Raw genomic sequence first — 11,788 nt, forward strand, 5'->3', positions numbered from 1 at the left:
GTGTAGGCACGCAATCAGGCCCGATAGTTTAACGGACAAGGCGACTGTTGAACGGTCGCCTGGAGCAACAGGAGAAAACTATGGACCAGAAACCTGAAAATGCGGGCAAATGTCCGGTTGACCACTCGGGAGCACGTGGCAGAGGCAATCGTGACTGGTGGCCGAACCAGCTCGACCTGCAGGTGCTGCATCATCATTCCGACCTTTCGGATCCGATGGGGAAGGATTTCAACTATGCCGAAGAGTTCAAGAAGCTCGACCTCGATGCGGTGAAGAGAGATCTGCACGCGCTGATGACGGATTCGCAGGACTGGTGGCCGGCTGACTTTGGTCACTACGGCGGTCTCTTCATCCGCATGGCTTGGCACAGCGCCGGCACATACCGCATCACCGACGGCCGCGGCGGTGCCGGTCAGGGCCAGCAGCGCTTTGCGCCGCTCAACTCCTGGCCTGACAACGTCAACCTCGACAAGGCCCGCCGCCTGCTGTGGCCGATCAAGCAGAAATACGGCAACAGCATCTCCTGGGCCGACCTGCTGATCCTGACAGGCAACGTCGCGCTCGAATCCATGGGCTTCAAGACGTTCGGTTTCGCCGGCGGCCGCGCCGACGTCTGGGAACCGGAAGAGCTCTACTGGGGTCCGGAAGGCACTTGGCTCGGCGACGAGCGCTATAGCGGCGAACGGGAGCTTGCAGAGCCGCTCGGTGCCGTGCAGATGGGCCTCATCTATGTCAACCCGGAAGGCCCGAACGGCACTCCCGACCCGCTCGCGTCCGCGCGTGACATCCGCGAGACCTTCGCCCGCATGGCAATGAATGACGAAGAGACCGTCGCGCTGATTGCCGGCGGCCATACCTTTGGCAAGACCCATGGTGCGGGCGATCCGTCCTTTGTCGGTGTCGATCCGGAAGGTGGTGAGCTGGAAGCCCAGGGCCTGGGCTGGGCGAGCACCTTCAACAGCGGCGTCGGGCGCGATGCCATCGGCAGCGGTCTGGAAGTTACCTGGACCCAGACGCCGACGAAGTGGAGCAACTACTTCTTCGAAAACCTCTTCGGTTTCGAATGGGAGCTGACGACGAGCCCGGGCGGCGCCAAGCAGTGGGTCGCGAAGAACGCCGAAGCCACCATTCCGGACGCCTACGACCCTTCGAAAAAGCAACTGCCAACCATGTTGACCAGCGATCTGGCGCTGCGCTTCGATCCGATCTACGAGAAGATCTCGCGCCGCTTCATGGAAAACCCGGATCAGTTCGCCGACGCGTTCGCCCGGGCCTGGTTCAAGCTGACCCACCGCGATATGGGACCGAAGGTGCGCTACCTCGGCAAGGAAGTGCCGGCCGAAGACTTGATCTGGCAGGACGTCATCCCGGCCGTCGACCATCCGCTCGTGGACGACCAGGACATCGCCGGTCTCAAAGCCAAGGTCGCGGCCTCTGGTCTTTCGGTGCAGGAACTGGTCTCGACGGCCTGGGCTTCGGCCTCGACCTTCCGCGGCTCCGACAAGCGCGGCGGCGCCAACGGCGCGCGCATCCGCCTTGCTCCGCAGAAGGATTGGGAGGTCAACGAACCGGCGCAGCTCGCCAAGGTTCTGGGTGTTCTGGAAGGCATCCAGAAGGACTTCAATGCCGCGCAGACCGGCGGCAAGAAGATCTCGCTTGCCGATCTGATCGTGCTTGCCGGTGCGGCCGGCGTCGAGAAGGCGGCCAAGGCCGGCGGTCACGACATCGTCGTGCCGTTTACGCCGGGCCGCATGGATGCATCCGCAGAGCAGACTGACGTTGCGTCCTTCGCAGTTCTGGAGCCGCGCGTCGACGGTTTCCGCAACTATGTGAACAGCAAGCGCAAGCAGTTCATGAAGGCCGAGGAAGCGCTCGTCGACCGTGCCCAGCTCTTGACGCTGACTGCGCCTGAAATGACCGTGCTCGTCGGCGGTCTGCGCGTCCTGAACGTCGGCAAGCCCGAGCATGGCGTCTTTACAGCGCATCCGGAAACGCTGACCAACGACTTCTTCGTCAACCTGCTCGACATGGGCACCGTCTGGGCTCCCGTTGCAGGCAAGGATGGCGTCTACGAAGGGCGCGATCGCAAGACGAAGGAACTGAAATGGACCGGCACCCGCGTCGACCTGATCTTCGGCTCGCACTCGCAGCTTCGTGCTCTTGCTGAAGTCTACGGGCAGTCGGACGGCAAGGCGAAGTTCGTCAAGGATTTCGTTGCCGCCTGGAACAAGGTGATGAACGCTGATCGTTTCGATCTCGTCTGATTGGAAAGCTCTGTTTGGACGCGGCGGATGCCATCGCGTCCAAACGTCAGAGCGTCCTTTGCGCGTCCATCCGGACGCGCAAAGGACGCTCTCACTCTTGAATCTACGTCTTAAAATCCCCGAGAGTCGATTCCGGTTTCAGGTCGATGCCGTATTGGACGCGGGATTTTTCGTCCATTTCTACGTCGTCAGTTGCCGACCGCGCCGCGGGGCGCATGTTCAACGATCTCGCGGGCTGCGCCATAGTCGCGCTCGTGGGCCGAGCGAAAACGGTGTTCAGTGCGGCCGGTCAGATCACGGTAGTAGCGGTCGGTCATGCCGTCGGCATAGGTGCCGGTATCAGCGCCGAAGTCCTCGGTCGACGGATTGATCGAGAAAAATTTGAACATCTTCAGGGTCCTCCACAGCGTGCTATCAACACCCGGACGTGTCGTTCGGTTCCTTCCATGAGATGATTATAATGAAAAAATTAACCATGTTTAAACAAACGGCACGCGTTTGAGGCGCATGCCGTCTGATTGCTTAAGGTTATTATGCCTGATGCAGGAGCAGCGCCAGCAACTGCTGCAGCGATATGCCCCCAAGCAGCTGACCTTCCCGTGATATGACGGCGGCAGAGGAGACGTCGGCGCGAGACATTTCACGCAGGGCTCCTTCGATATCCATGTCTTCGAAAAGCTGCAGCTGGCTTTCGACCGAAATCTGCTTCGCGACGGCACCGATCCTGATCACCCGACCGCGATTGACCTCCTTGACGAAGGCGGCGATGTAATCATTGGCGGGGCTGAGGACGATCTCAGCCGCCGAACCCTGCTGGATGACTTCACCGTCACGCAGGATGGCGATTTTCTCCCCGAGCCGAAGAGCTTCGTCGAGATCGTGAGTGATGAAGACCACCGTTTTTTTCAGGTCTTTCTGCAGATCGAGGAGGACCGTCTGCATGTCGACGCGGATCAGCGGATCAAGCGCAGAATAGGCTTCATCCATCAGAAGGATTTCGGCATCATTGGTGAGCGCCCGCGCCAGGCCGACGCGCTGCTGCATACCGCCGGAGAGCTGGTTCGGATAGTGCCCGCCGAAGCCCTCCAGACCGACGCGCTTGATCCAGGCATTGGCCCGTTCCTCGCGCTCCGCCTTTGCGACCCCCTGGATTTCGAGACCGTAGACTGTGTTCTGCAGAACGTTGCGATGCGGCAGCAGGCCGAAACGCTGGAAAACCATGGCGGTCTTCCGGCGACGGAATTCGCGAAGCTGCAGGGTATCCATGCGGCAGACATCCGCACCGCCGTAGAGGACTTCGCCCGATGTGGGATCGATCAGCCGGTTGATGTGGCGGATCAGCGTCGACTTGCCGGAGCCGGAAAGACCCATGATGACCGTGATCTTGCCGCCGGGAATGGTGATGTTGATGTCTTTCAGCCCGAGCACATGACCATGCTCCTTATTGAGCTCGGTCTTTGACATGCCCTTGCTGACGGCTTCCACATAGTCGCGGCCGCGCGGGCCGAAGATCTTGAAGAGACTCCGGATCTCGATCGAATTGCTAGCCATGCACGATCTCCCGGTGCTTCTGTAGCCGCAGGCCATAGGCCTGGCTGATCCGGTCGAAGATGATGGCAATGCCGACGATTGCGAGACCGTTGAAGACGCCGAGGGTGAAATATTGGTTGGAAATGGCCTTGAGGACCGGCTGGCCAAGCCCTTGAACGCCGATCATGGAGGCAATGACCACCATGGCGAGCGCCATCATGATCGTCTGGTTGATACCGGCCATGATGGTCGGCAGCGCCAGCGGCAGCTGGACGTTGCGAAGCTTCTGCCAGCTCGACGAGCCGAAGGCATCGGCTGCCTCCAGGACATTCTCGTCCACCATGCGGATGCCGAGATTGGTGAGACGGATCATCGGCGGCAGGGCGTAGATAACGACGGCAATGACGCCAGGAACTCGACCGATGCCGAGAAGCATGACGACGGGGATGAGGTAGACGAAACTCGGCATGGTCTGCATGACGTCGAGGATCGGGTTGACGATCCTCTGCATCGCGTTCGACCGTGCCATCAGGATGCCGAGCGGCAGACCGATGACGATCGAAAGCACGGTACAGACGAAGATCATGGACACCGTCTTCATCGTATCCTGCCACATGTCGAAATAGCCGATGACAACGAGCGTCAGAACGCAGCCGACGACGACCTTCCAGCTGCGGCTGGCAAACCAGGCAATGGCGGCAAAAGCAATCAGAATGATTGGCCAGGGCGTGCCGGTCAGCAGCCGTTCTGCCCAGATGAGAAAACTTTGCAGCGGGCTGAAGGCTGCTTCGATGCTGTCGCCATAGGCCCGAGTGAAGGCGCGAAATCCTTCGTCGACGCTCTTCTTCAGTTCGCGCAGCACATCGTCGTTCATTGTCGGAAATTTCCAGAGCCAATCCATGCCGGTTCCCCAAAATAGATAATGGCGGCGGCCGATTGTTGTTTTGGCCGTCGCGCCGAAGGATTGTCTGGGCAGCGGCAAGGCTGCCCATGTCTGATTGATTAAAGCGACGCCTTGATCTTTTCGGCGGCTTCCGGCGAGACCCAGTCCTTCCAGAGGGGCTCATTATTCTTCAGGAAGTATTTGGCGCCGTCTTCGCCTGTTGCCTGGTTGTCTGTCATCCAGGCAATCAGCTTGTTGACGGTGTCGTTGGTCCATGCCCTCTTCTTCAGATAATCGATAGCGGGGCCGCCCCGGTCGGCAAATTTCTTGCTGATCAGCGTCTGCACGTCATCGGCAGGCCAGGCATTCGGTTTGGGATCAGGGCAATCGGCAACAGAGGTGCAGCGCTTCCATTCGGCGGCATCATATTCCGTGCCGTAGCCGAGCTTGACCATCTCATATTTGCCGAGCAGAGAAGTCGGTGCCCAATAATAACCGACCCAGGGCTGCTTGCTTTCATAGGCCTTGGCGATCGAACCGTCGAGGCCCGCCGCCGAACCGGTATCGACGAGCGTAAAGCCTGCTTTCTCGGCATTATAGGCTTTGAAGAGCTGTGTGGTGACGACGGTGCCGCCCCATCCCTGCGGGCCGTTGAAGACGGCGCCCTTGCTCTTATCTTCCGGAGCGGGGAAGAGCTCGGGATGTTTCAGAAGATCCGGAATGGTCTTGATGTCGGGGTGAGCCTCGGCGGTATATTTGGGGATCCACCAGCCCTGGATGGCGCCATCCGAGAGGATCTTGGCGCCCTCGACCACCTTGCCGCCTTCAAGGCCGCGCTTGACCAGTTCCGGCTGCAGGCTGACCCAGGCTTCGGGCGCAACGTCCGGCTCGCCCTTTTCGGCCATGGAAGTGAGCGTGGGGACGGTATCGCCGCTGACGATTTCTGCCGTGCAGCCATAACCTTCCTCAAGGATCATCTTGTCGAGGCTTGCAGCCACTTCTGCGGATTGCCAGTTCATGCTTGCGATTGTGATATTGCCGCAATCGGCGGCAAAAGCGCTTCCGCCCGCGAACATGGCGCCGGCTGTGAGAATGGTGGAGGCCAAAAGTACTTTCATTTTTTTGTTCCCTCTGGTCGCGGTGTATCCCTAACCGGGGCGCCGGCGCCACCGCGTACGCCGACCCTTGCATTGAGCCTGTTTTAAGACCGCAACGGCCATTCTGGTTGCGTCAAAAAATGGCGCATTAGAACCTTCTTTCAATGCTGTTTTAAATACGGCGTCGCTGACGGAACGATGGTGCGGCGTCATCACGTGGTGGTTGGTGCAATCGGGTCGTCATATCTTTCGGTTGATCGGCAAATTTCCCATCGCGATCACTGATGATGAGCGGCATCGCCCTTTGCCCCCAATGCCAACTCCCGCTCATAAAGCAGTTTTTCCACGGTTTCCAGGTGCTCGATGATACACTTGCAAGAAGTTGGATACTAATATATTACTTCCGCATCAATCAAAGGGAGGCGGTTCCCGGTGATTTCAAACATTCGATTTTCGGTTCTTGCCGGTAAAGGAACGCGATGAATTCGTCCTCTGGAATGATGCGTAAGAAGCGCTCCCTACAAGGGGTCACGTTGCTTTCGCACCAGAGGGCGGCGGCCCCGCGGGCGGCGACGCTCGTCTACAATGCGCTCCTAGACGATATCGTGTCGCTCCGCCGGAAACCTATGGAGCTTTTGAACGAGAAAGAGCTTGAGGCGCAGTTCGGTGTCAGCCGCACGCCGATCCGTGAAGCGATCATTCGTCTTGCAGATGACGGTCTCGTCGACGTCTTTCCGCAATCGGGCACGTTCGTTTCCCGTATCCCGCGCCGGGCGCTCTATGAAGCGATCCTCGTGCGCAAGGCGCTGGAAGACACCACGATTTCGATCGCGGTCGAGAAGATGACGCCGGCTGGCCTTAAGGCGCTGGAGCGCAATCTTGCCGATCTCGATGCCTGCCATAGGGAGGGCGACGTCGCGACCTTCCACATCATCGATAACAATTTTCACCAGCTGATCAGCACTATCGCCGGCTTCCCCGGCATCTGGGCGATTATCCAGCAAGTTAAGGTGCATAGCGATCGTTACCGTCTTCTGACGCTGCCGCAGCAGGGCCGACTTGCGCGCGTCATCGAAGAGCACGCCGCCGTCATCGATTGCATGCGCAGCGGTGACAAGGATGGGGCGAAGGCCGCTATGGAATTTCATCTCGGCAAGCTGCTGCACGAAGTCGAGAAGGCCGAGATGCTCGACCCAGCCTATTTCATTGAGGATGCCCCGCCGATGGCGGCATCTGTAGGAGAGAAGGATCATTCCAATGCAGATTGACGTACGACACGCCTCCCATCCTGAGGCGGTCCGCGGCTTCGATACTGAAGCATTGCGGCGTCATTTCCTGGTCGAGACGGTGTTTGTATCAGGTGAAATCAGGCTCACGTATTCCCACTACGACCGTATGGTCATCGGTGGTGCTGCGCCACTCGGCAAGGGGTTGGCGTTGACTGCACCGAAGGCGATCGGCCAGGATAGGTTTCTTGCAGAGCGCGAACTCGGCGTGTTGAATGTCGGTCATTCGGGCCGCGTGGTCGTTGATGGCAGGGCCTACGAACTGGCGAAGTATGACTGCCTCTATGTTGGCCGAAGCGCCGTCGATATCAGCTTTGAAAGCGGAGATGCCGGCAATCCGGCAAAATTCTACCTCGTCTCGACGCCGGCCCATGCAAGCCATCCGACCGTACTTCTGACACGTGACAAGGCGCGGCATCTGACGCCGGGCGAGGCGGCAACCGCCAACAAACGTTCGATCTACCAGTATATTCATCCGGAGGTCTGCCAGTCCTGCCAGCTGACCATGGGCTTCACTAGCTTGGAGACCGGGAGCATCTGGAACACCATGCCGAGCCATACGCATGACCGGCGCATGGAGGCCTATCTCTATTTCGACCTCGATGCCGACCAGCGTGTTTTCCATTTCATGGGCGAGCCGCAACAGACCCGCCATATGCTCGTTGCCAACGAACAGGCGATCATTTCGCCACCCTGGTCGATCCATTCGGGTGCAGGCACAAAGAATTACAGCTTCATCTGGGCAATGGCCGGCGACAACAAGAGCTTCACAGATATGGACCATATCGCTATTGGCGATCTGAGATGATGGCGATGCAGGCTCTCTTCGATCTCTCGGGAAAAATAGCTGTCGTCACCGGCGCCAATACCGGCATCGGACAGGGGATCGCCGTTGCGCTGGCAAAAGCCGGTGCCTCGATCGTCGCCGTCGGCCGCTCGTCGATGGATGAGACGGAAGCCTTGGTCGCGAGGGCGGGGGTGGGATTCCACGTCATCCAGGCAGACCTTGGCACGATCGAACCGGTTAAGCCGATCGTTGCGGAGGTGCTGGAGCGTTTTGGAGGGCTCGACATTCTCGTCAACAATGCCGGCATCATCCGCCGCACCGATGCGATCGATTTCACCGAGGAAGACTGGGACGCGGTGATGAATGTCAACCTGAAGACAGCCTTTTTCCTGTCTCAGGCCGCTGCCCGTCATATGCTCGAAAAAGGGCGCGGCAAGATCATCAACATCGCTTCGCTGCTCTCCTTTCAGGGCGGGATCCGCATCCCCTCCTATACGGCATCGAAGAGCGGCCTTGCAGGTCTGACCCGGCTGCTTGCCTGCGAATGGGCGGGCAAGGGCGTGAACGTCAATGCCATCGCCCCCGGCTATTTCATCACCAACAACACGACCGCGCTGCGTGAGGATGCCGATCGCAATGCGAGCATCCTGGCGCGCATACCCGCCGGCCGCTGGGGCGAGCCTGGCGATATCGGCGGTGCCGCGGTGTTCCTGGCATCCGCGGCATCCGATTACGTACACGGCACCGTGCTGCCCGTCGATGGAGGCTGGCTGGCGCGCTGACGCGACGGCCGGAGGAGACATGACGCCGTCCGGTGGCACGGCGAGGTCGCGCCAGTGGAGTTGGCGTGGCCGGAATGGAGGAGGATATGCAGTACCAGTTCGATTTTTCGGCCTTGCTGCCCTATTGGAGCGATTTCCTGTCCGGCGCGCTCGTCACGCTCGAAATCACCGTCTTTTCGGTGATCATCGGTCTGGTGATCGGCGTCGCCTGCGCGGTCGCCCGCCGCTCGTCGATCGGGCCGTTGCGTACCCTGGTCAGCATCTATGTCGAGACGGTGCGCAACACGCCCTTCATTGTGCAGATCTTCTTCATCTTCTTCGGCCTGTCTTCAGTCGGCATCCGTCTGCCGATCATTGCGGCGGCTGTCTTTGCCATGGTCATCAATGTCGGTGCCTATACGGCCGAGATCGTGCGCGCCGGCATGGATTCCATTCATCCGAGCCAGATCGAGGCGGCTGAAGCGCTCGGCCTGTCGAAGCTCCAGATCTATCGCGATATCATCCTTCTGCCGGCGATCGAGCGTGTTTACCCGGCACTTTCCAGTCAGTTCATCCTGATGATGCTGTCAACCTCGATCGCTTCGCAGATCTCCGCCGAGGAGCTGACGGGCGTCGCCAACAACATCCAATCGAACACATTCCGATCGCTGGAAACCTATGTGGTCGTCGCGGTCCTCTATATCGCCATCACCTATCTGATGCGGGCAGGTTTTTACGGCCTCGGTCTCATCGCCTTCCCGCGCCGCCGCCGGCTCGGTACGTCGCTCTAGAGGTTGCCATGCTCGGTGGGTTTTCCTTCAATCACCTGATCTATCTGCTCGATGGCCTCCTCTGGACGGTAGTGCTATCCGCGCTCGCCTTCCTGTTAGGTGGTATTGCCGGCTTCTTCGTCATGCTCTGCCGTATTTCCCGCTTCCTGTGGGTCCGGCGCGCAGCGCTGATCTATATCCAGATCGTCCAGGGTACGCCGCTCCTGATCCAGATGTTCATCCTCTATTTCGGCCTCGGGGTGATCAATATCTCCGTGCCGCCGCTGGCGGCGGCCGGCCTCGGCATGATGATCTATTCGAGTTCCTATCTCGGGGAGATCTGGCGCGGTTCGGTCGAGTCCATTTCGCGCACCCAGTTCGAGGCGGCTGAATGCCTTGGCTTGACGCGCTGGCAGGCGCTGCGGGACGTGATCCTGCCGCAGGCGCTGCGGATCGCCACGCCGCCGACGGTCGGATTCCTCGTCCAGCTTGTCAAGAATACCTCGCTTGCTTCGGTCGTCGGTTTCCTGGAGCTGACGCGTGCGGCGCAGGTCATCAATAATTCCCTGTTCCAGCCCTTCCTGGTCTTCGGCATCGCTGCGCTCTTCTATTTCTGCGTCTGCTATCCGCTGTCGGTCTGGAGCCGCTCTCTCGAGAGGAAACTCAATGTCGGTCGCCGTTAAACTCACCAATGTCGTCAAGCGCTTCGGTGCGCTGGAGGTGCTGAAGGGTGTGTCCTTCGAGATCAATGCCGGCGAAGTGGTGGCGCTGATCGGCCAGTCCGGTTCCGGCAAGAGCACGGCTCTGCGCTGCATCAACCGTCTGGAGACGATCCAGGACGGTTCGATCGAAGTCTGCGGCCATCGTGTCGACGATCCGCGGCTCGATCTCAGAACCTTGCGCCGGGATATCGGCATGGTGTTCCAAAGCTACAACCTTTTCCCCCACATGACGGTCGCCGAAAACATCATGCTGGCCCTGCGTCGCGTGAAGGGCATGCGCAAGGATCAGGCCTTCGAGATCGCCAAACAGGTGCTCGCCAAGGTCGGCCTGTCGGAAAAGATCGATGCCTATCCGGAGCAACTGTCCGGCGGCCAGCAGCAGCGCGTGGCCATCGCCCGCTCGCTCGCCATGCAGCCGAAGGTGATGCTGTTCGATGAGGTGACCTCGGCTCTTGATCCGAAGCTGACTGGCGAAGTGCTGCGCGTCATGGAAGATCTTGCCCGCGGAGGCATGACGATGATCGTCGTCACCCATGAGATGGGCTTTGCCAAGCGCGCCGCCAATCGCGTCATCTACATGCACACCGGCAAGGTCTGGGAGACGGGTGGCGCCGATATCCTGAGCAACCCGCAGACGCTCGAACTCAAGGAATTCATGGCCGCAGAGCTTTAGGCCTCGCGCGAGCGGGAGGAAATTGCCTGCCTCGGATGAGCCGATGCGGGTTTTTAGAGGAGGCCCGTCGGAGAACGGGCAGAGGCAATCGAGTAGAGGAGACTTGGAATATGCCGAGCAAAATGATTTCGAAACTGACAGTTCTGGCAGGTGCTGGCCTGCTGGCGCTGACAAGCGTCGCCCATGCCGATGTTCTCGACAACATTAAGAAGGCCGGCAAGGTGCGCATCGCGGTCGCGATGGGCATTCCCGAATATTCCTTCGTGGATGAAAACCTGCAGCCGTCAGGTTCCGATATCGAGACCGCAAAGCTGATCGCCAAGGATCTCGGCGTGCAGCTCGAGCTGGTCGAGATCACCAACGCCGCCCGTGTACCCTCGGTCCAGACCGGCAAGGCCGACATGGTCGTCTCCTCGCTCGGAATTACCGAAGAGCGCAAGAAGGCAATCGACTATTCCGTCCCCTATGCGACGCTGGCCCTCGTCGTCGCGGCTCCACCGAGCGTTGAGATCAAGAACTATGCCGATCTCGATGGCAAGCGCATCGGTGTCACTCGCGCCACGACCAACGATCAGGACATCACCGCCAATGCAAAGGGCGCCAATATCGTCCGCTTCGAGGATGACGCAACGCTGATCACGTCGGTCGTCTCTGGTCAGGTCGATATTCTCTCCAGCCAGTCGGCTGTCATCAACGGCATCAACAAGAAGATGGCCGACCACCCCCTGCAGGTGAAATTCACCCAGAAGGAAACCAACCTCGGCATCGGTATCCCGAAAGGCGAAGCGAACCTGAAGACCTGGCTCGACCAGTGGGTCAAGACCAACTTCGGCAATAAGGTGCTGCGCGACATCTATCGCAAGTACCACAATGCCGAACTGCCTGACGATTTGACATCTCGTTCATAAACATGGCGAGCGGGTGCTTTTAAGCGCCCGTTTGGTCCTTTCAGCGCCGCGGTCTATTGACCGCGGCGTTTGCTTTTCGGCCAACACCGAACCAGTACAGCAGATCC

Annotated in this window: 12 protein-coding genes; 8 read left to right on the forward strand and 4 right to left on the reverse strand. The window is 59.4% G+C overall.

Annotated features, from left to right (window positions below; genetic code table 11):
* The first annotated feature begins 80 nt into the window (after positions 1-80).
* Positions 81-2,264: a catalase/peroxidase HPI gene (gene katG / locus FHX08_RS29550; protein ID WP_132657599.1), complete on the forward strand. Its 2,184-nt coding sequence runs from the start codon at positions 81-83 to the stop codon at positions 2,262-2,264.
* Between the two features lie 188 nt (positions 2,265-2,452).
* Here the strand turns inward: katG and FHX08_RS29555 are convergent, their stop codons facing one another.
* The 4 genes from FHX08_RS29555 to FHX08_RS29570 all read right to left on the reverse strand — a co-directional run bounded on the left by FHX08_RS29555 (position 2,453) and on the right by FHX08_RS29570 (position 5,795).
* Positions 2,453-2,653, reverse strand: coding sequence for a hypothetical protein (locus FHX08_RS29555; protein WP_132657600.1), 201 nt, complete (start codon positions 2,651-2,653; stop codon positions 2,453-2,455).
* A 142-nt stretch (positions 2,654-2,795) separates the two neighbouring features.
* Entirely contained in the window at positions 2,796-3,815 is a 1,020-nt protein-coding gene (locus FHX08_RS29560; RefSeq protein WP_132657602.1) for a glycine betaine/L-proline ABC transporter ATP-binding protein, read from the reverse strand.
* The gene (locus FHX08_RS29565) at positions 3,808-4,695 is read right to left on the reverse strand and encodes a proline/glycine betaine ABC transporter permease (protein ID WP_132657604.1); all 888 of its coding nucleotides are present in this window, start codon (positions 4,693-4,695) and stop codon (positions 3,808-3,810) included. Before FHX08_RS29565 ends, FHX08_RS29560 begins: the two co-directional genes overlap by 8 nt.
* Positions 4,696-4,796: 101 nt before the next feature.
* Positions 4,797-5,795 carry an ABC transporter substrate-binding protein gene (locus FHX08_RS29570; RefSeq protein ID WP_132657606.1) on the reverse strand — a complete coding sequence of 333 codons (999 nt, stop codon included), beginning with the start codon at positions 5,793-5,795 and terminating at the stop codon, positions 4,797-4,799.
* A gap of 458 nt (positions 5,796-6,253) precedes the next feature.
* On the opposite strand from FHX08_RS29570, the gene FHX08_RS29575 reads away from it, so the two are divergent.
* The 7 genes from FHX08_RS29575 to FHX08_RS29605 all read left to right on the forward strand — a co-directional run bounded on the left by FHX08_RS29575 (position 6,254) and on the right by FHX08_RS29605 (position 11,681).
* A complete protein-coding gene (locus FHX08_RS29575; RefSeq protein ID WP_132657614.1) occupies positions 6,254-7,042 on the forward strand; it encodes a GntR family transcriptional regulator in 789 nt (262 codons plus the stop codon).
* Positions 7,032-7,868 carry a 5-dehydro-4-deoxy-D-glucuronate isomerase gene (gene kduI / locus FHX08_RS29580; protein ID WP_132657615.1) on the forward strand — a complete coding sequence of 279 codons (837 nt, stop codon included), beginning with the start codon at positions 7,032-7,034 and terminating at the stop codon, positions 7,866-7,868. Before FHX08_RS29575 ends, kduI begins: the two co-directional genes overlap by 11 nt.
* 5 nt (positions 7,869-7,873) lie before the next feature.
* Positions 7,874-8,629 (forward strand): 2-dehydro-3-deoxy-D-gluconate 5-dehydrogenase KduD, encoded by a 756-nt coding sequence (kduD, locus tag FHX08_RS29585; protein ID WP_132657813.1) that lies wholly within the window; start codon positions 7,874-7,876, stop codon positions 8,627-8,629.
* An 86-nt stretch (positions 8,630-8,715) separates the two neighbouring features.
* Entirely contained in the window at positions 8,716-9,399 is a 684-nt protein-coding gene (locus tag FHX08_RS29590; RefSeq protein WP_132657617.1) for an amino acid ABC transporter permease, read from the forward strand.
* A gap of 8 nt (positions 9,400-9,407) precedes the next feature.
* Positions 9,408-10,061, forward strand: coding sequence for an amino acid ABC transporter permease (locus tag FHX08_RS29595; RefSeq protein WP_132657619.1), 654 nt, complete (start codon positions 9,408-9,410; stop codon positions 10,059-10,061).
* Complete coding sequence (locus FHX08_RS29600) at positions 10,045-10,773, forward strand: amino acid ABC transporter ATP-binding protein (protein WP_132657621.1); 729 nt, start codon at positions 10,045-10,047, stop codon at positions 10,771-10,773. The genes FHX08_RS29595 and FHX08_RS29600 overlap by 17 nt, the downstream gene beginning before the upstream one ends.
* A 110-nt stretch (positions 10,774-10,883) precedes the next feature.
* Entirely contained in the window at positions 10,884-11,681 is a 798-nt protein-coding gene (locus FHX08_RS29605) for a transporter substrate-binding domain-containing protein (RefSeq protein ID WP_132657623.1), read from the forward strand.
* Positions 11,682-11,788: the final 107 nt, after the last annotated feature.

It is taken from the genome of Rhizobium sp. BK529 (assembly GCF_014194105.1).
Taxonomy (GTDB): domain Bacteria; phylum Pseudomonadota; class Alphaproteobacteria; order Rhizobiales; family Rhizobiaceae; genus Rhizobium.